At 64.5% G+C, this 22,629-nt stretch carries 21 protein-coding genes; 4 read left to right on the top strand and 17 right to left on the bottom strand.

The genetic code is table 11. The annotated features are described in order from the left end of the window. Positions 1 to 6: 6 nt before the first annotated feature. Genes gspM through UB31_RS39230 form a run of 9 tightly spaced genes read right to left on the bottom strand, consistent with a single transcriptional unit; the run spans position 7 to position 7,574 of the window. Complete coding sequence (gspM, locus tag UB31_RS39270) at positions 7 to 600, bottom strand: type II secretion system protein GspM (protein WP_245305418.1); 594 nt, start codon at positions 598 to 600, stop codon at positions 7 to 9. Further along, positions 597 to 1,634 carry a PilN domain-containing protein gene (locus UB31_RS39265; RefSeq protein ID WP_045014640.1) on the bottom strand — a complete coding sequence of 346 codons (1,038 nt, stop codon included), beginning with the start codon at positions 1,632 to 1,634 and terminating at the stop codon, positions 597 to 599. The genes gspM and UB31_RS39265 overlap by 4 nt, the downstream gene beginning before the upstream one ends. A 1-nt stretch (position 1,635) precedes the next feature. Beyond that, positions 1,636 to 2,604, bottom strand: coding sequence for a type II secretion system minor pseudopilin (locus UB31_RS39260; protein ID WP_245306147.1), 969 nt, complete (start codon positions 2,602 to 2,604; stop codon positions 1,636 to 1,638). Continuing rightward, entirely contained in the window at positions 2,601 to 3,305 is a 705-nt protein-coding gene (locus UB31_RS39255) for a hypothetical protein (protein WP_045014639.1), read from the bottom strand. Before UB31_RS39255 ends, UB31_RS39260 begins: the two co-directional genes overlap by 4 nt. Then, positions 3,302 to 3,712 carry a type IV pilus modification PilV family protein gene (locus UB31_RS39250; protein ID WP_045014638.1) on the bottom strand — a complete coding sequence of 137 codons (411 nt, stop codon included), beginning with the start codon at positions 3,710 to 3,712 and terminating at the stop codon, positions 3,302 to 3,304. Before UB31_RS39250 ends, UB31_RS39255 begins: the two co-directional genes overlap by 4 nt. Next, positions 3,690 to 4,229 carry a prepilin-type N-terminal cleavage/methylation domain-containing protein gene (locus UB31_RS39245; RefSeq protein WP_045014637.1) on the bottom strand — a complete coding sequence of 180 codons (540 nt, stop codon included), beginning with the start codon at positions 4,227 to 4,229 and terminating at the stop codon, positions 3,690 to 3,692. Before UB31_RS39245 ends, UB31_RS39250 begins: the two co-directional genes overlap by 23 nt. Beyond that, positions 4,192 to 4,647, bottom strand: a complete 456-nt coding sequence (gene gspG, locus UB31_RS39240; protein ID WP_045014764.1) for a type II secretion system major pseudopilin GspG — start codon at positions 4,645 to 4,647, stop codon at positions 4,192 to 4,194. Before gspG ends, UB31_RS39245 begins: the two co-directional genes overlap by 38 nt. A 25-nt stretch (positions 4,648 to 4,672) precedes the next feature. Next, on the bottom strand, positions 4,673 to 5,884 hold the full coding sequence (locus UB31_RS39235) for a type II secretion system F family protein (protein ID WP_045014636.1): 1,212 nt from the start codon (positions 5,882 to 5,884) through the stop codon (positions 4,673 to 4,675). Between the two features lie 4 nt (positions 5,885 to 5,888). After that, the gene (locus UB31_RS39230; protein ID WP_502691326.1) at positions 5,889 to 7,574 is read right to left on the bottom strand and encodes a GspE/PulE family protein; all 1,686 of its coding nucleotides are present in this window, start codon (positions 7,572 to 7,574) and stop codon (positions 5,889 to 5,891) included. 137 nt (positions 7,575 to 7,711) lie between these two features. On the opposite strand from UB31_RS39230, the gene gspD reads away from it, so the two are divergent. Beyond that, entirely contained in the window at positions 7,712 to 10,096 is a 2,385-nt protein-coding gene (gene gspD / locus UB31_RS39225; protein ID WP_082078818.1) for a type II secretion system secretin GspD, read from the top strand. 106 nt (positions 10,097 to 10,202) lie between these two features. Next, complete coding sequence (locus tag UB31_RS39220; RefSeq protein ID WP_045014634.1) at positions 10,203 to 10,799, top strand: prepilin peptidase; 597 nt, start codon at positions 10,203 to 10,205, stop codon at positions 10,797 to 10,799. A 136-nt stretch (positions 10,800 to 10,935) separates the two neighbouring features. Here UB31_RS39220 and UB31_RS39215 read toward each other — a convergent pair whose 3' ends face one another. Then, positions 10,936 to 11,496, bottom strand: coding sequence for a tetratricopeptide repeat protein (locus UB31_RS39215; protein WP_156175760.1), 561 nt, complete (start codon positions 11,494 to 11,496; stop codon positions 10,936 to 10,938). Between the two features lie 81 nt (positions 11,497 to 11,577). Continuing rightward, positions 11,578 to 15,057 carry a CARDB domain-containing protein gene (locus UB31_RS41075; protein WP_082078816.1) on the bottom strand — a complete coding sequence of 1,160 codons (3,480 nt, stop codon included), beginning with the start codon at positions 15,055 to 15,057 and terminating at the stop codon, positions 11,578 to 11,580. Positions 15,058 to 15,347: 290 nt separating this feature from the next. Between UB31_RS41075 and UB31_RS39205 the strand changes: the two genes are divergently transcribed. Beyond that, positions 15,348 to 15,560 (top strand): hypothetical protein, encoded by a 213-nt coding sequence (locus UB31_RS39205; RefSeq protein WP_349643884.1) that lies wholly within the window; start codon positions 15,348 to 15,350, stop codon positions 15,558 to 15,560. A gap of 130 nt (positions 15,561 to 15,690) precedes the next feature. After that, positions 15,691 to 16,884 (top strand): CaiB/BaiF CoA transferase family protein, encoded by a 1,194-nt coding sequence (locus tag UB31_RS39200; protein ID WP_045014632.1) that lies wholly within the window; start codon positions 15,691 to 15,693, stop codon positions 16,882 to 16,884. Positions 16,885 to 16,992: 108 nt separating this feature from the next. Here the strand turns inward: UB31_RS39200 and UB31_RS39195 are convergent, their stop codons facing one another. From UB31_RS39195 to UB31_RS39175, 6 genes are all read right to left on the bottom strand, one after another. Continuing rightward, entirely contained in the window at positions 16,993 to 18,123 is a 1,131-nt protein-coding gene (locus tag UB31_RS39195; protein ID WP_197090920.1) for a right-handed parallel beta-helix repeat-containing protein, read from the bottom strand. A 220-nt stretch (positions 18,124 to 18,343) separates the two neighbouring features. After that, on the bottom strand, positions 18,344 to 18,871 hold the full coding sequence (locus tag UB31_RS42765; RefSeq protein ID WP_245306145.1) for an outer membrane protein: 528 nt from the start codon (positions 18,869 to 18,871) through the stop codon (positions 18,344 to 18,346). Continuing rightward, positions 18,793 to 19,212 carry an outer membrane protein gene (locus UB31_RS42760; RefSeq protein ID WP_245306144.1) on the bottom strand — a complete coding sequence of 140 codons (420 nt, stop codon included), beginning with the start codon at positions 19,210 to 19,212 and terminating at the stop codon, positions 18,793 to 18,795. Before UB31_RS42760 ends, UB31_RS42765 begins: the two co-directional genes overlap by 79 nt. A 164-nt stretch (positions 19,213 to 19,376) precedes the next feature. Continuing rightward, positions 19,377 to 20,894 (bottom strand): tripartite tricarboxylate transporter permease, encoded by a 1,518-nt coding sequence (locus UB31_RS39185; RefSeq protein ID WP_045014630.1) that lies wholly within the window; start codon positions 20,892 to 20,894, stop codon positions 19,377 to 19,379. An 11-nt stretch (positions 20,895 to 20,905) separates the two neighbouring features. Continuing rightward, complete coding sequence (locus tag UB31_RS39180) at positions 20,906 to 21,448, bottom strand: tripartite tricarboxylate transporter TctB family protein (protein ID WP_045014629.1); 543 nt, start codon at positions 21,446 to 21,448, stop codon at positions 20,906 to 20,908. 176 nt (positions 21,449 to 21,624) lie between these two features. Then, a complete protein-coding gene (locus UB31_RS39175; RefSeq protein ID WP_045014628.1) occupies positions 21,625 to 22,599 on the bottom strand; it encodes a tripartite tricarboxylate transporter substrate binding protein in 975 nt (324 codons plus the stop codon). Positions 22,600 to 22,629 lie beyond the last annotated feature (30 nt).

Raw genomic sequence — 22,629 nt, 5'->3', positions numbered from 1 at the left:
GCGCTCCTATTTCCCCGCCTGCCACTGGCCGGAAACGCCCAAAATCACCCTGACGCGGCCGGTGGCAGCGTCGCCGAGCGCAGTGGCCTGCGGCACCTGGACGTCGAGCTGATCGATGAACAGGAACGGCATGCCGGCCTCGAGATCGTAGAGCACCTTCTGGAGCGCGGGCTGCTCCAGCTCGCAGCTCACGACGAGGCCGACGAAGCCGTCCTTGGTCTGCGCACCGGAGACGTCGACCTGCGAGGACTGCACCGAGCCGCCGACATTGCTGACCGCAGCCGCAACCCGTTGCAACAGATTGGCACCGGCAACCGTCACGGTCGGCCCTTCCAGGAACGGCGTCCCGGGATGCTCGGCCAATGCGGCCGCGGCATTCTTGGCGGCGCCCTTGCGGCCGCGCAACTGGTCGAGCAGGTCGGAGGTCTGCGCCAGGGCCTGGCGGTGGGCGAAGACGTCGGCGATCGACAGGCCCGCCATCAGCAGCAGCCCGCCTGTCACCGCGAGATAGAGCGTGACCGCGATCGGCCGCGAGCCGGTCAGCGTCCGCACAACGGCATTTCCGCTTCCGATTCCTGCGCTGCTCATGATGTTGCTCATGGCGCATTCCTCGGTTCGATCTGCGCCTCGATGTGGAAGCGCTCGCCGGGATCGGTGGAGCTGCGCGTCGTCGGGGCGTAAAAGGTCGCGCGGGTGAAATGCTGCGACTGCTCGATCAACGGGATCAGCGAGGGCGCATCGCGGGTGATGCCGGAGATCTGGACCTTGTTGCCGGCCAGATGCATCTCGGTGACGTAAGTGTGGTCCGGCAGAAGACGGCTCAGCGATTCCAGCACGATCACGCTCGCCGGCGTCTCGTATTTGCGCCGCTCCAGCAGCGCCAACGGCGAGCGCTCGCCGCCGTCGATGCCGCGGATCGCGGCGCGGCGCTGGGTGATCTGCTGCTGGAGCTCGTTCTCCTGCGTACTCAAACTGTCGGCCAGATAACCGGCGGCAATCGACCCGACAACCGCCGTGACGGCGGCAACGGCCAGCACCGCTTGCAGCGTTCGGCTCAGCCGCACCGGGTCGATCGCGCCGCGCGACTTCTGCTCGAACACCTTGATGCGCCCGCCCTCGGCCGCCTCCGTCACGATCGCAATCGCGGACGGATGATAGCCGGACACGGCCTCGACATAGCCGATCACCAACCTGCGCGGCGCGGCCGCGATCAGCGTGGTGAGGCTCTCGCTGCCCTGCGCGACCGGCGCGCTGCAACCGAACACGGCGTCACCGGCACTCCACGGCGTCAGCCGGTCGATCTGCGCCCGCACGATGCCGTCGAGGAAATCGGCCGCACGCGCCGGCAGCTCCAGCGGGCGGAACAGGAAACGCGAAGGCCGCAGCACGATCTCGACGCGGCTGCCGCGGACGATCTGCGCGAGATTGGCAGCCGCAAACTTGCCGTCCCCGAACGCGATCTCCTTGAGGCTGTTCTCCGGCTTCGCAGCTTCCAGCGCGAACGTGCCTTTCTCGTCCTCGACCAGCCGCACCAGGCGCGGCGCCACCATCCGCTCCAGTCCGGTGACGATGGCACCGGCCACCGTGCCGGTCCAGGCATCGAGAATGGTGCGAATGGAACTGAGCGAGCTCATCTCACAGAGGCTTTCCGGCGGAGCCATCGAAGGCGTTGTGCCACGACAATACACGATAGGGCTCATCGCCGCTTTCGAGAAGCAGGATGACGATCTCGGCCGAGCTCTGCCGGTGCGACGGTGCTTCGACGGCGACCGTCAGCCGGTAGGCCTTCGAGCCCTCGATCGTCGCACCGGCGCTGCCGGCAAGCCCGACCAGGGATTGCGGATTGACGTTGGGATCGGCGCGATCGCGCAGCACCTGTTGCAGCGTCTCCGGCGTCATGCCGGGCAGCGCCGCCACCACCTGCGGCGCGGCGTCCACCAGGTTCACCGTCCGCATGTTGCTGAACACGGTGACGAAGGGCAGCACGCGCTCGATTACGGCAGACGGAATGCCGCGTACGAGCCAGAGCTCGTCGCTGTGTGGAAACGGCGCATGGCGCGGCAGATAGGGCGCGCCGAGCGTGCGGTAGTAGGAATCCTCCGGATTGTCCTGGCCGGGCTCCGTCGACGATCGCCACGCCATGATCCGGTCGGCATAGACCGGTGCATCCATCGCGGAGACGCCGAGCGTCGTCATCAGGCCTGCGAGCATGGCCTTCGGCGCCATGTTGAGATCGATGCGCGCGGCCTCCGAGCGGAACGTCACGGCTACCCGGCCCGCGCCGACGCGGACGTTGAAGGTGCCGCTGGTCGGGCGCGTCGCCTCGTCCTGCGCGGTGAGCCGGTAGGCGGCGAGCTCGAGGCCGGCATTCATCAGTGCATCGGCCTGCAACCGGTCGGTGTTGACGGCGACCGTGACCGCGGTGTTGGTGACATAGCTCAGATAGATCAGCGCGAGCGCAGCCAGCGCAGCCAGCATCCAGAGCACGACGACGACGATGAAGCCGCGGCCATCGCCAAGTTTTCCCTGGCCAAGTGTTCCCCCAAGTGTTCCGCCAAATTTTCCCTGGCGAAGCGCCGCATGGTCGTGCCGCGCGCGGCTCAAAGCTGCTGCTCCTCTTTCTGCGCCTGTTGCGGCCTTGTACCCGCCGTCACGCAGGTCGTCGGATTCTTGGCCCGCGCGCATTCGGGCGGCGCGGTGATGTGAGGGATCGCCGCCGCCGACACCGCCAGCACCTGGCCCGTGCCGGCGTCACGCACCGTGATGCGAATGCGGTCCGGCAGTTGCGCCTGGCCGCGCCAGGTCGGCTGCCACTGCCTGTCCGGTCCGGCATAGGCGAAGCTCACGCGGAACGGCGCGCGGATCAGCACCACCTGATCGACGAAGCGGATCTGCCCGTCCGTCGGCATGGTCTGAAACGGCGCGCGCTCGCGCACCAGCGCCAGCCCTTGCGCGTCGGCCTTCTCGATCAAGCGGATGAATTCGAGCCCAGGACGCGCGCTCGGACCGAGCGCCGAGCGCAGGAAGGTCACCGACAATTCGGCGCCGTCGAACAACGGTGCCTTGGCGTCGCCGTTCAACGTCGTCTGCTCGGCGACCGACAGGTCGGCGACGATGCGGTCAAGACCGGTGGCGAGACGTTCGGCCCGCTGCACACGGGCGATACCGCGATTCCAGTTCGGCAGCCACTGCGCCGTCACGGTCGCGAGCGCGGCCAGGATCACCGTCATCAACAGCGTGGCCAGCAGCACTTCGAGCAAGGTGAAGCCCGCCTCTGAGGCGAGCGCGCGGTGCAGGCGTTTCATTGCGCGGGCCTTGATGCGAGGCTTGGCACCAGCTTCACCGTCGTGACCTGGATCGCGCTGCCGTCGGCGCGCTGGAGGCGCAGATTGACCGCCAGTGGCACGAAGCGATCGGTGGCGGGATTGCCGCCCGCCACATTCATCGGCGCGACGTCGACGCGCCAGCGGCTGCCGGCCAGCTCGCCGCTCTGCCGGCCAGGCTTCAGCACCGCCCGCGCCGGCAGGTCCGCAAGCAGCGTCTCGGCCGTGCCGGCCAGCGCCAGGCGCTGGTCGATCGAACGCGTGCCCTTCGCGGTGGTGGCGATGACCGAGCCAATGGTTCCGAGCACGATGGCAATGATCGCAAGCGCGACCAGCGTCTCGATGAGGGTGAAACCGGCGGCGCCGTCAGAGCAATTTCTGCGGGACAATCTCGACGCCTCCGGTCAACCAGTTGACGCGCACCTCGTAACCCATGCCGGGCCGCGCCAGCGCGATCACCCCGCCGCACGACATGCCCGACGGAAAGAAATCGATCGACCGTCCCGTGGCGCGGTCGGCGCAACGCGAGGCCAGCGTCGCCTGCACGATCACGTCATTCGGCAGGCGGATGGTGCGCCCGGTGACGCCGGAACGGATCGCGCGCGCCTCCGCATCCACCTGGGTTGCCACCCAAACCTGCCGGCGCAGCGCCGAATTGCGATCGGCTTTCAGCAGCGCGGCAGTCTCGACCGCGTAACTCTCCAGCTTCGCGCGCGTCGTCGTGCGCGGGATCGCCGGCAGGATGATCGCTGCGAGCAGGCCGATGATCGCGAGCACGCACAGGATCTCGATCAGCGCGAAGCCATGCGCATCCAAGCCGTGCGCGTCCAAGCCTTGCGCATCGAAGCCTTGCGCATCACAGCTTGCCTCAGCGCGTGCCGCTGACAATGTCGGCTGCTGTTCCACTGCCGCCTTCCTGACCATCCGATCCGAGCGAGATGATCTCGTAGGGTGCACTCGCGCCCGGCGCGCGATAGACATAGACGTGGCCCCAGGGATCGTTGGGTACCAAGCCACCGCGCAGATATGGCCCGTTCCAGCCGGCCTGGTTGTTGCTGCGCGTCAGCCCGGTGAGGCCTTCATTCGACGTCGGATAGCGGCCGAGATCGAGATAATAGAGATCGAGCGCGCTGGAAAAGCTCTCGATCTGGATTTTTGCCGCCTTGGCCTTGGACTCGCTGAGATAGTTTAGCACCCGCGGGCCGACCAGCGCCATGATCATCCCGATGATGGTGATGACGACGAGCATTTCGACCAGGGTAAAGCCGGCCTCTCCTCGATCTGCGCGCCGCCGGCTGCGCCTTGACGATGGATGTTTGGTCACCTCGAGCCCCTCCAATTACCCTCGCCTAACCGACAATCTGGCTCACCGACATCAGCGCCGTCATCACCGATGTGATCAGGCCGCCGACCACCAGGGAAATCGCGATGATCGCCGCAGGCCCCGCAATGCCGACCGCGCGGTCGAGCGTGCGTTGCAGCTTGACCTCGTAAAACTCGGCGACCCGGCCGGACAGCATCGGCAACTGCCCGGTCTCGTCGCCCAGCCTTAGCATGCGTACCGCCATTGCCGGCAACGCCTCTGTTTCGGCGAGCGCGTCGGAGAGTTTCGAACCATGGCGGACGCGGTCGGCGGCATCGCTCCAGACCGCGGACGGCCCTGTCGTCGCCATCATGTCGATCAGGATGCGCAGCGTGGTGGTGAGATTGACGCCACTGCCGAGCAGCAGGCCGAGATTGCGGCAGAACAGCGCGGTGCGGTACGAGCGCATCACGTTGCGGATGGCGGGCAGACGCGTGATCACATTGGTAATGCCGCGGCGGACGCGCTCCTGGCGCAACAGCAACCAGCCGGCGGCGATGGTGGCGGCAAGCCCGGCCAGCACCGCATCGGAATTGCCGCGCAAAAAGGTCGAGATGTTCAGGAACACGCCGACGATCGGATCGACCTTGGCGCCGAAATCCTGCAACACGCTGGCAAACTGCGGCAGCACGAAAGTGAGGAAGAACAGCAGCACGCAGCCGGCCGCGCCGAGGACGAAAACGGGATAGCGGATCGCATCCGTCAGCCGGCGCCTCAGTGCCTCGCTGCGCGCGCGTTCACCGGCCAGCACCTCCAGCACCTGGTCCAGCGACCCCGACGCCTCGCCGACCCGCACTAGCGCGATATACATCGCCGGAAACAGCCCCTCATGCCGCGTCAACGCCTCGGCAAAGCTCTCGCCGGAGACGACGCGCGCGCGGATATCGGCGACGACCGGCCGCAGCTTCCCGAAATCGGGATCGACCGCGAGCAGTTCCAGTCCGTCATTGATGCGGGCGCCGGCGCGCAACAGCAGCGCGAGGTCGCGGGTGAAGATGGTGACGTCTTCGGCCTTCGGCCTGTTGAAGAAGCTGAGCGCGCTACGCGCTGCGCCGCCCTCCTCCGGCGTGACGTTGTCGACCAGCACCAGGCCAAGCCGCTCGATCCGCTGCGCCACATCGCCGGGCGCCGGCGCGGCGATGGCCCCAGAGACCAGTTCGCCGTTGGCATTGAGCGCGCGGTAGCGATAGTTCGGCATGACTTCAGCGCACCGTCGTGACGCGGAAGACTTCAGGCACTGTCGTCAACCCGGCCCGGCATTTTGCGACCGCATCCTCCAGCATCGTCGTCATGCCGCCCCGCATCGCGGCGGCATCGACAGTGTGGGAATCGGTCTGCGGCCCGATCAGCGTCCGCACCTCGTCGGACATTTCGAGGATCTCGAACACGCCGTTACGGCCGCGATAGCCGGTGCCGCCGCAGCGCTCGCAGCCGCCCGCCTCGTGGACGACCTCACCGGCCTTGAAGCCGATCACGGCAAAGCGCGGGTCCTTGGCAAGATCGGCCTCGGTCAGCGCGTGCGGTACCTTGCAACGGTCGCAAAGCACGCGCACCAGGCGCTGCGCCACCACCGCGCGCAGCGTCGACTTGAGCAGAAAGCCCTCGATGCCGAGATCGATCAGGCGCGGCACGGCCGCCGCCGCGGTCTCGGTGTGCAGCGTCGTCAGCACGAGATGGCCGGTGAGTGCGGCATGGATCGCGATATGCGCGGTCTCGGCGTCGCGGACTTCGCCGACCATGATCACGTCGGGGTCCTGGCGCACGAAGGAACGCATCGCGGAGGCGAAGGTCAGGCCGATCGACGGTTTGACCTGGGACTGGTTGATGCCGGGAATCTCGTACTCGACGGGATCCTCGATGGTAAGGATCTTGCGCGTCGGCTCGTTGAGGATCGACAGCATGGTCGCAAGCGTCGTGGTCTTGCCGCTGCCGGTCGGCCCCGTGATCACGATCATGCCGTGCGGCATCGCGAGCAGCTGCGTCATCACGCTCTCGTCGCGTGTCCGGAGGCCGAGCTTGCTCATCTCGAGCAGGCCGCGGTCGCGCGGCAACAGGCGGATGACGGCGCTCTCGCCGTGTTGCGTCGGCATGGTCGCGACGCGAACGTCGAGTTCGCTGCGCCCGACGCGGACGCGCGCCGCGCCGTCCTGCGGCAGGCGGCGCTCGGCGATGTTGAGACTGGCGAGAATCTTGATGCGCGAGATCAGCGCCTGCGGCGGAATGCCGTGCGGTGACGGCAGCGCACGCAGCAGGCCATCGACGCGCATGCGCACTACAAGCCCGGCACGGAACGGCTCGACGTGAATGTCGCTGGCGCGCAGATCGACCGCGCGCTCCAGCAGATCGTTGAGCGCACGCACCACCGGCGCACCGCTGGCGAGATCGCGCAGGCTCTCGATGTCGTCGTCGGACTGCGCCGCGCGGCCGGCGGTTTGGTCTGTGTTCGCATCGTCGGCATCGGCTCGCTGATCGAGGACTGTCGTAATGTCCTCATATGACGCCACTACGACATCGACCGGTGCCCCGAACACGATTTCGGCGGCACGAATGGCGGCCGTGTCGGAGGGGTCCGCGACGGCCAACCGAAAGCCACCATCCGGAGCACCAAAAGGAAAGATCGTGGATTCTCGCAGAAATCGACGCGAAAAACCTTCAAGGCGAGGTGTCGTCGTCAGCAGTTGGGGAAGGCTCAGCCGAGGCAGCGCAAAATATTCGGACACTTCGTCGGCGAATTCCGCCGCCGAGAGATCGGTGGCTTCCCAGAATTCGCGCAACGGACGCGTGATCGCGGGATTGGCTGCCTTGTCCGCACGGACATGCGCGCGCGACGGCAGTGAATATTTTTCCAGGAGGTGCTGCCGGAAGCTATCGGCGGAGCGCTCTCGCATCGCATTCACAGCGTTGACCTTGTTACTTGAATGCAACAGCTTCTACGGGCACGGGAGGTCCTTTACCCTTGACTTATTTCTTAGCAAAAACATAATCGTGGCGCAAATTATTGCGCGTCCGAACCAAGGGGGATCGGATGCCTTTTTCTCGCAGCGTTGGTGGGCGTATTTTGTTTAAAGTGGTCCAGCCGCTTTCGCGCCTGCGCTCAGCGTTGACTGGAACGCTTGTCCTTTGCTCGTCCGCCTTCCTGCTTACCGCCTGCATCGTCACGGCTGATCAGTCGGTCGAAGCCGATCCGAAGGATCCGCGCGCACAGGATATTGTCGACAAGATCCGCGGCCTCGACCTGCAGCCGCGGCAACCTTCGGATGCCGGGGCAGGCGGCATTGGCCAGGCGAAATCGTCCAAGCCCGCGATCTATCTCAGCGATGGTGCAGCGCCGCAAGGCGGCGCGCTTGCCGAGCGCGACGATGGCGGCGGCAGCGGCTACGACCTCAACTTCGAGAATGCACCGGTGGCGACCGTCGCAAAGGTCATCCTTGGTGACGTACTCAACGTCGGCTACACGATCGATCCTCGCGTGCAGGGAACCGTGACGCTCGCCTCGGTGCGTCCGGTGCCCAAGGCGGACGCGATCTACGTGCTGGAGAATGCGCTGCGCATGTCTGGCGTGGCGCTGGTGCGTGACCGCACAGGCTATCGCCTGCTGCCGGCGCCGGAAGCAGGGCCCGGCAGCATCGACCGCTCGGCGAACGCCGCAGCCGGCCAAGGCATCACGGTGGTGCCGCTGCGCTATACCTCGGCCCAGAACATCTTCAAGCTGCTCGACGCCTTCGGCGTGAAGGCCTCGACCATGCGTCCCGACAGCGCGCGCAACACGCTGATCGTCAGCGGCAGCGGCAGCGACCGGGCAACCGCGGTCGACACCATCCTGTCCTTCGACGCCGACTGGATGCGTGGACAATCGGTCGGCATCTTCCCGGTGCGCAATTCCTCACCCGAGCCAGTCATCGCCGAGATCGAGAAGATCATGGATTCCGGCGAAGGCGGGATGGGGCAGAACGTGATCAAGCTCCAGCCGATCGCGCGGCTCAATTCGATCCTCGTGGTGAGCCAGAAGCCGGAATATCTGAAGCGCGCGCAGACCTGGATTGCGCGGCTCGACCGTTCCGACACCGATGGCGTGAACCTGAAGTCCTATCCGCTGCGCTACGGCAATTCCAAGCTGGTCGTGGCGATGCTGAACGACATGCTGTTCAACCAGAGCGCGACAAGCAACACGTCGCTCGACAGCGCGTCAAGCCAGGTCGCGCCCGGTTCGGGGATCTCGACATCGACCTCCGGCAATCCGGTCGCCTCGCTGAGTGCAATGCCGACCGCCGCATCCGGCGCCGCGACCCCGGTGACCGGAGCTCCGGGATCATCGTTCAGCGCCCGCCCCGCTCCGGCCGCGACCGCAACACCTGCGCAGGACAACGGCAACGGACTATTGGGCAGCGGCAACGGCGCGAAGTCCGGCGTCAACGGCATCCTCCAGAACGTGCGGATCACCGCCGACGTCACCAACAATGCCGTTCTCGTCTATGCCAACCAGGAGGCGCAGCGCATCGTCGAGCAGACCGTCCGGCAGATCGACCGGCCGCAGCGCCAGATCGCGATCGAAGCGACGATCGCCGAGGTGACGCTGAACGACCAGTTGAACTACGGCGTGCAGTTCTTCCTGGCGAGCCAGAAGGGCTCTATCTCCAACACGATCTCGGGCGTCAGCAATGCCGCGACAGTTGGCAGCGGCTCCGTCGAAGCCGCGTCGAACGCCGTCAACGCCGCGTCCGGCGCGCTGCTCGGACGTGTCTTGCCAGGCTTCAACTTCCTGATCGGTTCCGAGAATTCGCCGCGCGTCATTCTCGACGCGCTGCACGGCGTCACCGACGTCAAGGTGCTGTCGAACCCGTCGCTGGTGGTGCTGGACAACCAGCCCGCGACCTTGCAGGTCGGTGACCAGGTGCCGTTCTCGACCGGTACCGCGACCGTGCTGACCGCCAACAACACCGTCGTCAACACCATCGACTACAAGAACACCGGCATCATCCTGCGCGTGCTGCCGCGCGCCAACGCCAACGGCAATGTCGTGCTCGACATCGAGCAGGAGATTTCGAGCGTCGCGGCCGGCACCGCCGCCGGATCGCTGACGCCGACGATCTCGCAGCGCCGGGTCAAGAGCTCGATTGCGGTGACGAGCGGACAGACGGTGCTGCTCGCTGGCCTGATCAGCGAGACCGAGAACAAGCAACGGCAAGGCATTCCGGTGCTGGATTCCATTCCCGGCGTGGGCGACGCCTTCTCGCACCAGACCACTGCGCGCGCGCGTACCGAGCTGATCCTGTTCATCCGCCCGACCGTCATCAAGGACGGCGTCGATGCGCGCGTCATCGCCGAGGAGATGCGCAGCAAGATGAACGGCCGCCTGATCGGGACCAGCAATCCCGTGGTTACCGTCAGCCCGCCCAAGGTGGCGCGCTAGAGCGTTTTCGAGCGAAGTGGATACCGGTTCGCGTGAAGAAAACGCGTCAAAATAAGAATCCAGAGCCCCGTTCCGATTCCATCGGAGCGGAAAAGGCTCTAGGCGCGTGACGGACGAAGCGGCGCATGACGGGACGCGTGCCCCGCTCGTCCTCAGCCTCGCACTGCTCGTCAGCATGTTCGCAAGCCTCGTCGCCGCACCGGGAGCGGAAGGCCTCTACGGCGCGTTCCTCGCCGCCCTGATGCTCGCCATCGCCGCGAACGACGCCCGCCACTATCTCATCCCGAACGAGCTGACCGGGGCGGCCTTCGCGCTCGCCCTGCTCCGCGCTGCCGCGTTCGTGCCGGATGCGGGCGCCGAGGCGCTGCTCTGGCCGGTGGCGCGTGCTGCGGCCATAGCGCTCCCGCTGCTGCTCCTGATGGTTCTGTACCGGCGCTGGCGCGGCCGTGACGGGCTCGGACTCGGCGACGTCAAGCTCGCGGCCGTCTGCGGCGCTTGGCTCGATCTTGTGACGGTCGCCGCGGTGATTGAGCTCGCCGCGCTGCTCGCGATCGGCGCCTATGTCCTCAATGCTGCACTGCAAAGAAAGCCGCTGCGCGGGACCGCCTTCCTGCCGTTCGGGCTGTTCCTTGCCCCCACGATCTGGATCGGCTGGCTGGGCGAGACCTGGTACGTGAACTGGCTCGGCGGCTGGCCCGGCTAACGCGCGACAAGATCAGGATGAACCGTCGTCGCGGCGCAGGCCCGCGCCATCTCGCCGGCGGTCATCTTCTACTGTGCATGGGGGTTGTTTTCGATTTTTTTGTCGGACGGGGCCTGGAACCTCGACGGTCGAGGAGTCAGTGCTCGCGGCTCGGCGCCCATTCCAGCGCCCGCAGGCGGGCCTGGGCGATCTCCCCGCGCGTCATCTTGGTGGTGACGACGTCGCGGATCCGGGCCCTCGCCTCGCGCACCCGAGGCGGGGCGGCCGCTGTCGACAGGTTCAGCCATTTTGAGGCTTCGACGATGTCCTGCGGCACGCCCTGGCCGCGGTCGTAGAGCAGCCCGAGCGAATATTGGGCCCGGCTGTCGCCCTGCTCCGCCGCCCGGCGGTACCACATCGCGGCTTCGGTGTAGTTCTGCGGCACGCCGCGGCCGGTCTCGAACAGGAAGCCAAGATGGGACTGCGCAGCCGCATTCCCGCGCTCGGCGAGCGGAATGAGGATGCGGGACGCCGTCACATAGTCCTGCCGCTGGAAGGCGGAGAGGCCCCGGCCGAGGGATTGGGCGTGGGCCGGCGCAGCGAGAGCGAGCACAAGCCCGATCATCAGCAACACCCAGCGTCCTCGTCGCGTCGAGCCGCACATCCGCCGCAAGACCACACGGCGAAGCGCCCAACTACACTTATCAAGAATCTCCATGCCACTCGCTCCCCGCATAGGTGGCAAGATTAGTCTACGGATATCGGAGAATCCATAGCGGCAGCTGAAGCCGTGTTTCGATCAAACCAGATGATAGTCGCCGAAATGGTGCTGCGTGACCTCAGGCAGGGTGTCGAACACGAAGTGAGCACCCGCCGCGTCCGTCGTGGCAGCCTGCTCCAGGGTTTTGACCATCGACGCCGCCCCGAGTTCCGTGAGCTGGGCATGATCCGTCGAAATACCGCCGAGGGCTGACTGCCCGGTGCTCATCGAGGACAGCACGAAATTGTCCTGAACATTCGGATGCCCAAAGAACAGGGCGCCACTTGATATTTGCGCCGCCGGTGACGAGACGGCTTGCGCTTGCGCGACTGACGAGCTGCCCGCCGCCTTCACGGTAATCTGCACCACATTGTAGGTATTGTTGCTCTCGTTGCTCTCGGCAAGGTGGTTGTTGTAGTCGGCAATCCCGCCGACATAATAGGTGCCTGGCGCCAGATTGCCGGGCAGCGTCACCGTAACCGTCTGGTGATCGTAGTAGCCGGGCTGGCTGACGGTGGCCAGCGTCGACGATGTCGTCAGCGTCGTGAGCAACGTGTCCGACGTCGTGATGGTCGCGTCGGCCGAGAGATAGATGCCGGCAGTCGTCGGGGTCGCATCCACCGCGTTGCCCAGGTTCATGTTGTAGGCGTCGATCGTCACGCTATCGCCGGCCGCAACGGTCGTCTTGTCCACTGCCAGATATTCGATCAGATCGGGCTGCGCCGGCGCAGTCACCGTGACCTGCACCACATTGTAGGTATTGTTGGTCTCGTTGCTCTCGGCAAGGTGGTTGTTGTAGTCGGCAATCCCGCCGACATAATAGGTGCCTGGCGCCAGATTGCCGGGCAGCGTCACCGTAACCGTCTGGTGATCGTAGTAGCCGGGCTGGCTGACGGTGGCCAGCGTCGACGATGTCGTCAGCGTCGTGAGCAACGTGTCCGACGTCGTGATGGTCGCGTCGGTCGAGAGATAGATGCCGGCAGTCGTCGCAGTCGCATCCACCGCGTTGCCGAGGTTCATGTTGTAGGCATCGATCGTCACGCTGTCGCCGGCCGCAACGGTGGTCTTGTCCACGACCAGATATTCGATCAGATCGGGCTGCGGCGGCGCAGTCACCGTGACCTGCACCACGTTGTAGGTGTTGTTGGTCTCGTTGCTCTCGGCGAGGTGGTTGTTGTAGTCGGCAATCCCGCCGACATAATAGGTGCCTGGCGCCAGATTGCCGGGCAGCGCCACGGTGACCGTCTGGTGATCATAGTAGCCGGGTTGGCTCACCGTCGCCAGCGTCGACGATGTCGAGATCGTCGTGAGCAGCGTATCCGACGTCGTGATGGTCGCATCGGTCGAGAGATAAATTCCGGCCGTCGTCGGGGTCGCATCCACCGCGTTGCCGAGGTTCATGTTGTAGGCGTCGATCGTCACGCTGTCGCCGGCCGCAACGGTGGTCTTGTCCACGGCCAGATATTCGATCAGATCGGGCTGCGGCGGCGCCGTCACCGTGACTTGAACCACGTTGTAGGTGTTGTTGGTCTCATTGCTCTCGCTAAGCTGGTTGTTGTAGTCGGCGATGCCGCCGATGTAGTAGGTCCCCGGCGCCAGGTTGCCCGGCAGCGTCACGGTGACTGCCTGGTGGTCGTAGTAGCCGGACAGACTGACGGTCGCCAGCGTCGATGACGTCGCCAATGTTGTAAGCAGCGTGTCCGACGTCGTGATCGACGCGTCGGTCGAGAGATAGATTCCAGCGGTCGTCGGGGCCGCGTCCACCCCGTTGCCGAGGTTCATGTTGTAGGCATCGATCGTCACGCTGTCGCCGGCGGCGACGGTCGTCTTATCCACGGCCACGTACTCGGACAGGTCGGGATGGCCCGCCGCCGTCACGGTAATCTGCACTACATTGTAGGTGTTGTTGGTCTCGCTGCGCTCGCCGATCTGGTTGTTGTAGTCGGCAATACCGCCGATGTAGTAGGTGCCGGGCGCCAGATTGCCCGGCAGCGCGACCATGATGGTCTGATAGTCGTAGTAGCCGGGTTGGCTGACGGTGGCGAGCGTCATCGAGGTCGACACCGTCGCGAGCAGCGTATCCGACGTGGTGATCGTCGCGTCGGTGGAGAGATAGATTCCGGCAGTGGACGGTCCCGAGACGGCATCGCCGAGATTCATGTCGTAGACGTCGACCGTCAGGTTGCTTCCGGCCGGAACGGAGCTCTGGCTGACCGCTACATACTCTGACAGATCGGGCTGGGCAGGCCCGGTCAGGGTGGAGCTTGCCACTGTGCCACCGGCAAACTGGAGATATTCGACACCGGTGACGGTGTCAGTGCCGTCGGGCGAACCGGAGCGCTGATCGACCACAGTCAAGGTCTGCGTGACCGTATTGTAGGTTATCGCGTAATTGGCCTTACTGCCCGAATACACCGCCGTATCGGTGCCCGCGCCGCCGTCGATGGTATCGTTGCCGCCGCCGCCGGTGATCGTATCGTTGCCGCCGCCGCCCTTCAGTATGTTGGCGATGGGGTTGCCGATCATGATGTCGTTGCCGGAGCCGCCGCTGGCGTTGTCGATGTAGGAGCGCGCGTCGCCATTGTAGAGATACGCGTTGTAGACATTGCCGGACGCGTAGTGGCTGTTGCCGAGATAGGCCAGTTGCGTGGTCGAGAACACCGACGACGCGCCGGGATTGAGATTGATGCTGAGGTTCGTCGTGTAGTTCGACAGGTCGTAGGTATCGACGCCACCGCCATCCCAGACTGTCTCGTAAATGCGGTTGGCCGAGCCGCCGGCGCCGCCGCCCGGCGCGAGCTGCCCGACGCCGTTGATAAACTCCTGCCCCGTCGTCGGGCTCCAGGTGTAGACGGTGGCTCCGCTCTGGGTCGCGTAGTCCGCGCCATACAGCGTCTGGAGCGCGAGGATATCGTTGGCCATGTAGGTCTGTGGATATCCGTAGGCCTCGTTGGTGTAGCCACCCGTCACCGAAGCACCGACATAGCTGCGATAGCTCATGACGGTGTATTCGCTGTCGTCATGCGCGCTCGGCACCGCGACATTGGCGACGCCGCCCGTCTCCTGGCTGTGCTTGAGGCCGAAAGCGTGGCCGAGCTCGTGCAGCGCGGTCGTGAAATAATAATTGCCTAGCTGCGCCTGCGTGTAGTCGTAGTGCGTGCCGAACCACACATCGCCGCCCGCCGCATAATTGCCGGGGTAATAGGCGTAGGAGGTTGGATTGGCCGCCGGCGACTGCGCAACCATGATGTCGGCGCTGCTGGTGCCGTTATAGCTGATGCTGGCGTTGGTGTAGCTCTCGATCAGCCCGATCGCGTAATTGATCGCTGCCTGCATCTGGGTCGGCGCCGCCGAAAAGCCCGACGTCGTCGGCTCGCTGCTGCCGCCGGAATAGGGATTGGCGTAGGTATTGGCGGACGTGGGAAAGCTATAGCTGATCGTGCCGGTCCATTTGTAGCCCGACAGCATGCCGTCGATATCGGCGTTGTTGGTCGCACTAATGGTGACAGAGGTCGCCAAGGGAATCTCCGAGCAGCAAACCCCGTTCGATTCGGGGGCAGACAGCAGTTTCTAGCTAGAGAGTTGTACGTTTGGTTTAAATTTGGCGAAGCGACCCCGATCTCTTCAGCAAGGCCATGTTAGGCATCAAATCCCGTAGTCATACGGACCGGATCACGGTATCGGTTCCGGCGGCCCATCGTGATTTTGCAAGGGAAATCATGAGAAGATGCCCACTCTCAGCTGGCTTGGTCGGCGCTCTGATGGCGCTTTCAGGCCCCGATCATCTTCCCCTCGGAGGACTGCCTGTCATGGTCGGAAAAGCCAACGCGGACGAGGGCGGCAAGGCATTGCGCGCGCCCTCGGTTCCACCGGCCCGCGCCCCCTCGGCGGCGGTCGCGGAGGAATACGAGCTCGCCAGCCAGAGGGGGACGCCGGAGGCGTTCGAGCTCTTCATCGCGCGCCACGGGGACGATCCGCTGGCCGAGAAGGCGCGTGCCGAGTTGAAGCGCCTGACGCGCTGATCCCTTCACCGCAGCGAAAGTCGCGCGAGGCATCGCATTTTGGCAGGCGGCACCGGCGCCGAGCCGGACTTGCCGCATGATCTTTCGGCACTATGGTAGGGCCCGCAATCTGTCCCCGGAGCCTATCAAAATGCCCTTTCCGCATGCCTCGGAAGCCCTGTCGCGCTTCACCGTGCTCGATCTGACCCGCGTCCGCTCCGGGCCCACCTGCGTGCGGCAGCTGGCGGACTGGGGCGCCACCGTGATCAAGATCGACGCGCTGACCGAGGATTCCGGCGGCGAGCAGCCGGGCGGGCCGCGACGGGGATCCGACTTCCAGAACTTGCACCGCAACAAGCGGGCGATGACGCTGAATCTGAAGGACGAGCGCGGGCTTGCCGTGTTCAAGCGCCTCGCCGCCAAGGCCGACGTCGTGGTCGAGAATTTCCGGCCCGACGTGAAGAAGAAGCTCGGCATCGATTACGAGAGCCTGCGCGAGATCAATCCACGCATCGTCTATGGCAGCATCTCCGGTTTCGGCCAGGACGGCCCCTATCACAAGCGCCCCGGCTTCGATCAGATCGCGCAGGGCATGGGCGGGCTGATGTCGATCACCGGCGCACCGGGCGAAGGTCCGATGCGGGTCGGCATTCCCGTTGCCGACCTCACAGCGGGCCTGTTCTGCGCCATGGGCATCCTTACCGCGCTGCTCGAGCGCGAGGTCTCGGGCAAAGGCCAGTGGGTGCAGACCTCGCTGTTGCAGGCACAGATCTTCATGCTCGACTTCCAGGCCTCGCGCTGGCTGATGGAGAAGGAGGTCGCCAAGCAGGCCGGCAACAACCATCCGACCAGCATTCCGACCGGGGTGTTCAAGACCTCCGACGGCTACATCAACATCGCCACGACCGGCGGGCGGATCTGGGAACGCTGTGCGCAGGCGATTGGCGCCCCCGAACTCTACAGCCATCCCGATTATGCGACCGCGCCTGCGCGCTCCAAGAACCGCGACGCACTCAACGCCAAGATCGAGGAACGCACCCTGACCAAGTCGACCGAGACCTGGGTCAGGGAGTTCAACGAGGCCGGCGTACCCTGCGGGCCGATCTATGCTATCGACCAGATGTTCGAGGACGCGCAGGTCAAGCATCTCGGCATTGCACAGGACGTGCCGAATGACGAGGACCGTCACATCCGCCTGGTCGGCCAGCCCGTCACGCTGTCGCGCACGCCGAGCAAGATGGTGGCGCGCCCGCCGGAATTCGGCGAGCAGACGGAGGAAGTGCTCAAGGAGTTCGGCTTCGGTACCGACGAGATCGCCGACCTGCGGCAGCACAAGGTGGTGTGACACCACATGCGGGCTTCATCGCGACGATCAGAGAAAAAGCCCCGGAGAAACCGGGGCTTTTTTGCATTTCCGTGATTGACGGCCGATGGGCCGTGAATATCCATCAGGCTATTGCAGCCCGCTCGGATTGGTCACGCCCCCGATGGGGGTGATCGTCCCGCCTCCACCGTTGTTGGTGAAGCGGTTGTTGGTATAGGAATTGACGGTGCCCGATACGCCGGCGCTGTTGAACGAGAGATCGTTGTTGGAGAGGTTGACCGATCCTCCGGTCTGCTTGATGCCAACCGCATTGAAGGAGATCGTGGTGGCGTCGACGTTGATACCGCCGCCCGAGATCACAACGCCTCCGACGGAATTGCTTGACACGACCGAATTGCTAAGATGAACGGCTCCGCCGGTACCGACCGCAACACCGCTCGCAGCATTGAACACCTTTACATTGCTCAGCGTCGCGCTGATCAGGCCGCCACCCGCGCTTGCCACCGTAATGCCGCTACCGCCCATGTCCCGAACAGTGGTGTTCACCACGGTCAGGGCTCCGTTGGTGCGTTGATCAGCAATGCCGGTCGCCGTACTGGAGAACATGCCGTTGATCAGGCAGTCCTCGATATTGACGAAGCTTCCGGCTCCCGCGCCGAAGATCCGGATGCCGATAATGCCGCTGTCAAAGCCCTGGATGTTGATGTTGCGGATGTTCACCGTCTTGCGCGCGTCGCTAAAGGAGTCGAAGGCGATGTTGATGCCGTTCGTTCCGGCATTGAGGATCGAGGAGAACACCTCGTGACAATCGATGGTGATCGATTTCGTGATGGTCACCGCACCGAAACCGCCGGGATCGATGCAGTTGATCTCGCCGTTCACCGCTGTCTTCGAGATCGCGCCCGCGAAGGTCTTGCACGGCGCCGTGCGACTGCACGGGTTGACGTCGTCGCCGACACCGGACACCCAGGTTCGGCTGGCTTGTGCGCTGGCGGGACTTGCGAGGAGGAAGAGCGCGATGATCGCTCCGGCGATAGCAAATGGCGCAGCAAGGAATCGTTTCATTTCATCAGCCTCCAATAAAAATGATAACTGCAAATGGATCGTTCGGCTCCACAAACAGCGGCTACGCTGTAGCAGACAATTGCAACTCCGAGATGTTAACCATATCACTAGCGCGCGGCAACGCCCACGTGTCGCGGCGACCGCAAGACCACACATCGCAAGACCACACGTCGCGTTGAGCATGATTTGCGGCATGAGAAGCCAATTTGGGAGTCGCAGCAAATCATAGGACAGGATCGTTGCCAGATGCTACGATCAAGCTGACATCATGTGCTGCACACTATGTCGACGCGAATCGCCGAGCCGACGACAACCAAGGTGATGGTGTCCGCAACTGATCCACGCTGAACGACAAAGCCCGGCACATGCCGGGCTTTGCTTCTTGTTGGACGCCTCTGCTGATTTCAGAACTTGCTCAGTACTTCGCGACGACGGGGCCAGCGAACTGATAGTTGATGCCGGCGCGCAGGATGTGGTCGGTGAAGCGCGACGACACGTTGGCGGCGATCGCCGAGGCCGGCGCCAGCGTGAACGGACCGGAGCCGAAGCGGCCGAGATCCATGTAGAGATATTCGAGCTTGGCGCTCCAGTTCTGGGTGATCTTGCCTTCGACACCTGCGCCCACGGTCCAGCCAGCGCGCGTCGTCGAGCTCGAGCCGATCGAGGCGGCCGCGAGACCGGCGGGCGTGAAGCCGGTCATGGTGCCCGTGGTCTTGATCTCGCCGAAGGCCAGACCGCCAGTGCCGTAGAACAGCACCTTCGGGGTCGCCAGGATGCCGACGCGGCCACGGACGGTGCCGAACCACTGGAGCTTCTGATCGATCGTCAGGGTCGTGCCAGCGAGGCCACCAGCCGGAAGGAATGTCAGACCGGGAAGACAGGTGCCACCGGCCGGCGCAACGCCAGCGCAGTTGAAGATGGCACTGCCTTCTCGCCCGACCATTGCAGGTCGCCCTCGATGCCGTACACCCAGTTGGCACTCTGCCAGTTGTAGCCGGCCTGGCCGCCGGCGACGCCGCCATTCATGTCGAACGAGGCATTGGTGATGGAGCCGGCAGGCGGCGCAATCACAGCGCCGGTTGCCGTGTTGGTGTAGGAGACGTCTGTGCGCGAACGGCCCCAGCTGTAGCCGCCATTGGCGCCAACGTAGAAACCCGTCCAGCTCCAGACCGGATCGACCATGACCGGTGCCTTGACGTAGGGTCTCGCCGCCAGGTCGGCAGCCAGTGCGCCCGTTGCGAACAGCGACATCGCCGCGGCCATTCCGATCACGATCCGCTTCATGGAATCCCCTCCGCACAATTTTGTGATCAAAATATACGCTGCTGCTTGCCCAACGGCTGTGCCGCAACAGCAACATTCAGAAACAATACCGCCGTCAGCAGCTTCAGGATCGGGGCACCGCCGGAAGATTACTCATTTGATTTCAATATGACAACCTAACAACCCTAGCGCGACGCAGGCGTCGTCCGCTGCGTCCATCCGACGCGGCCGAGCAGGCCATCGATCACCGGCCAGAAAAGCAGCAGGATCGCCAGCGTCGTGATCGAGCCGACCAGACCGTTTGACCAGAACACCTTGAGGTCACCACCGGAGCCGATCATCGACAGCCGGAAGGCATCCTCGGCGCGGTTGCCAAGCACGAGCGCCAGCGTGAACGGCGCAAGCGGAATGCCGATCTTCTTGAAGACATAGCCGACGACGCCAAAGCCCAGCATCAGCCAGATGTCGAACATCGCGTTCTGGATCGCATAGGCGCCGATCGCGCAGGACACCACGATCATCGGCGCCACAGCGGCGAATGGCACCCGCAGGATCGAGGCGAAGATCGGCACCGTCGTCAGCACCAGCACGAGGCCGACGACGTTGCCGAGATACATCGAGGCGATCAGGCCCCAGACGAAATCCTTGTGCTCGACGAACAGCAGCGGGCCCGGATTGAGCCCCCACACCATCAAGCCGCCGAGCAGGATCGCGGCGGTGCCGGAGCCGGGAATGCCGAGCGCCAGCATCGGCAGCAACGCCGCGGTGCCGGAGGCGTGCGCGGCGGTCTCCGGCGCGAACACGCCTTCGATGCGGCCCTTGCCAAAGCTCTCCGGATCCTTGGAGAAGCGCTTGGCGAGATTGTAGCCCATGAAGGACGCCGCGATCGCGCCGCCCGGGGTGATGCCGAGCCAGCAGCCGATGAAGGAGGAGCGCAGCAGCGTCACCCAGTATTTCGGCAGGTCCTTCCACACGCTCAACACCACGCGGAGCGAGATGCTCGCGGCGTGGCCGCGCAGCGCTAAGCGCTCCTCCATCGTCAGCAGGATCTCGCTGATGCCGAACAGGCCGATGACGGCGACCAGGAAGTTGATGCCGCGCAGTAGCTCGGACGAGCCGAAGGTCATGCGCAACTGGCCCGACACCGTGTCCATGCCGACGCCGGCGAGCAGAAGCCCCAGCGACATCGAGATGACCGTCTTGTGCTTGGCCTCGCGCCCGAGACCGACGAAGGAGCAGAAGGTCAACAGATACACTGCGAAGAACTCGGGCGGGCCGAACTTCAGCGCAAAGGACGAGATCATCGGGGCGAGGAAGGTGATCAGGAGCACCGCGACCAGCGAGCCGATGAAGGAGGACGTGAACGCCGCGGTCAGCGCTTCCGCCGCCCTGCCCTGCTGCGCCATCGGATAGCCGTCGAAGGTGGTCGCGACCGACCAGGCCTCGCCGGGAATGTTGAACAGGATCGAGGTGATGGCGCCGCCGAACAGCGCGCCCCAATAGATGCAGGACAGCATCACGATCGCCGAGGTCGGATCCATCGTGAAGGTCAGCGGCAGCAGGATCGCCACGCCATTGGGACCGCCCAGCCCCGGCAGCACGCCGACGAAGATGCCGAGCACCAGCCCGACCATCATCAACGCGAGCGTCTTCCACGTGAGCAGGACGGCGAAGCCGTGAAGCAATAGACCAAACGCTTCCATCGCAATCAGCCCTAGTAGCCGAAGGCCGCTTCAAGCGGCCCTTTCGGCATGATGACGTCGAAGGCGATGTCGAAAGTGACGAACATGATCGCCGTGAACAGGAAAGCGGTGAGCAGCGACTTCCACAGCGCGATCTTGCCGATCGCCCGCATGAAGCCCGCGATCAGGAAAAAGCTCGCGACATACAGGCCGAGGAACTGCGTCACCAGGCAGAACAGCAGCGTCGGCACGAACACCGCCATCACGCGGCGCGCCTGCGCGCGCGTGACGAAGGTCTCGGATGTGGCGCGGCGCGCCAGCAGCACTGCGATCAGGCCATAGAGGCTCGCGGCGCCGAGGATGATGGAGAGATAGAACGGGAAATAACCGGGCTCGGGCCCGGTCGAATCCCAGGAGGCGCCGGCGCGCCAATTGTCGTAGCCGAGGATTGCGGCCAGCGCGAGCAGCAGGAGGCAGACGATGATTTCGACCGTGCTGGAGTTCGCCACAGAGGGCGAGTCCTCTTCAGGCGCGGTCGGATCGTCGACAACGATTTCAGAATCGGTTTGGGACATGGGTGAACAACAAGGCTCTGGCCAATCCCCTCGTCCCGCTTGCGGGGAGAGGGTTAGGGTGAGGGGGAGTCTCCACGAGGACGGTGAAAGCTGGACTCGTGGAGAGTCCCCCTCACCCGCATCGCATCTACGATGCAATGCGACCTCTCCCCGCAAGCAGGGCGAGGTGAAGACGGCTACTTCGCGACGAATCCGGCTTCGGTCATCAGCGACTTGTTCTGCGCATCGTCCTCCTCGAGGAATTGCACCATGTCCTTGCCGGTGAGGAAGATCGGCTTCAACGCCTGCTTTTCCATATAGTCCCTGTACTCCGTGGTCTGCGTCACCTTATGGAACAGCTCGACATAGAACGCCTGCTGTTCCGGCGTGACCTTGCCGGGCAGGAACATCGCACGCAGCATCAGATACTGCACGTCGACGCCCTCTTCCTTGCAGGTCGGGATGTCGGCCCAGGACTGCGTATCCGTCACCTTGCCGGTGTAGGAGATGCGTTCCTTGTCGAACACGCAGAGCGGACGCACCTGGCCGGCACGCCAGACTTCGAGATTTTCGCTCGGATTGTTGACGTTGGATTCGGTGTGGTTGCCGACGAGCTGGGTCGCGGCCTCGCCGCCGGACTTGTAGGGAAGATACGAGAATTTCGCGCCGGTCTTCTGCTCGAGGAAGACGGTCAGCACGTGATCCTCGCGCTTGGAGCCGGTGCCGCCCATCTTGAACGGAGCGGCTGCCGCCTTCGCGGCCTCGACGAATTCCTTCACCGTCTTGGGGCCGGCGCTGTTGTCCCACAGCACGAACTGGTCGAGAGCGATCACCGAGACCGGCGTCAGCTCGCGCCAGTTGAACGGAATCTTGGCCGACAGCGGCAGCATGTAGATCAGCGAATAGGCGATCAGCACCTTGTTCGGATCGCCCTCGTTGGACTTCATGTACATCAGCGCTTCCGCGCCCGAAGCGCCGCCCTTGAGCGAGACCACGATCGGCTGCTTCATCAGATCGTTCTTCTGGATCGCGGCCTGCATCATCCGCGCCATCTGGTCGGAGGCACCGCCCGCGCCGGCCGCGACCACGATCTCGACGGGTTTGGTCGGTTCCCAGCCGGCGACCGCCGGTGCAGCCCAAAGCGCGGCCGTCAGCGCCATCGCGGCATTCATTCCATGTCCCACGCGCATCGTCCCCAATTC

This window comes from Bradyrhizobium sp. LTSP849, assembly GCF_000938255.1.
Taxonomy (GTDB): Bacteria; Pseudomonadota; Alphaproteobacteria; order Rhizobiales; family Xanthobacteraceae; genus Bradyrhizobium.
The sequence above is the reverse complement of the archived record's forward strand: the minus strand, read 5'-3'. Positions and strand labels throughout refer to the sequence as shown.

Coding starts and splice junctions, on each gene's coding strand:
- UB31_RS42765 (WP_245306145.1), bottom strand. CDS start 18,871: ATGGTCGGGCGAGAAGGCAGTGCCATCTTCAACTGCGCTGGCGTTGCG.
- UB31_RS39195 (WP_197090920.1), bottom strand. CDS start 18,123: ATGCCGCAAATCATGCTCAACGCGACGTGTGGTCTTGCGATGTGTGGT.
- UB31_RS39230 (WP_502691326.1), bottom strand. CDS start 7,574: ATGCGAGAGCGCTCCGCCGATAGCTTCCGGCAGCACCTCCTGGAAAAA.
- gspD (WP_082078818.1), top strand. CDS start 7,712: ATGCCTTTTTCTCGCAGCGTTGGTGGGCGTATTTTGTTTAAAGTGGTC.
- UB31_RS39180 (WP_045014629.1), bottom strand. CDS start 21,448: ATGTCCCAAACCGATTCTGAAATCGTTGTCGACGATCCGACCGCGCCT.
- UB31_RS42760 (WP_245306144.1), bottom strand. CDS start 19,212: ATGAAGCGGATCGTGATCGGAATGGCCGCGGCGATGTCGCTGTTCGCA.
- UB31_RS39200 (WP_045014632.1), top strand. CDS start 15,691: ATGCCCTTTCCGCATGCCTCGGAAGCCCTGTCGCGCTTCACCGTGCTC.
- gspM (WP_245305418.1), bottom strand. CDS start 600: ATGAGCAACATCATGAGCAGCGCAGGAATCGGAAGCGGAAATGCCGTT.
- UB31_RS39255 (WP_045014639.1), bottom strand. CDS start 3,305: ATGAAACGCCTGCACCGCGCGCTCGCCTCAGAGGCGGGCTTCACCTTG.
- UB31_RS39235 (WP_045014636.1), bottom strand. CDS start 5,884: ATGCCGAACTATCGCTACCGCGCGCTCAATGCCAACGGCGAACTGGTC.
- UB31_RS39215 (WP_156175760.1), bottom strand. CDS start 11,496: ATGGAGATTCTTGATAAGTGTAGTTGGGCGCTTCGCCGTGTGGTCTTG.
- UB31_RS39185 (WP_045014630.1), bottom strand. CDS start 20,894: ATGGAAGCGTTTGGTCTATTGCTTCACGGCTTCGCCGTCCTGCTCACG.
- UB31_RS39265 (WP_045014640.1), bottom strand. CDS start 1,634: ATGAGCTCGCTCAGTTCCATTCGCACCATTCTCGATGCCTGGACCGGC.
- UB31_RS39175 (WP_045014628.1), bottom strand. CDS start 22,599: ATGAATGCCGCGATGGCGCTGACGGCCGCGCTTTGGGCTGCACCGGCG.
- UB31_RS39205 (WP_349643884.1), top strand. CDS start 15,348: ATGGTCGGAAAAGCCAACGCGGACGAGGGCGGCAAGGCATTGCGCGCG.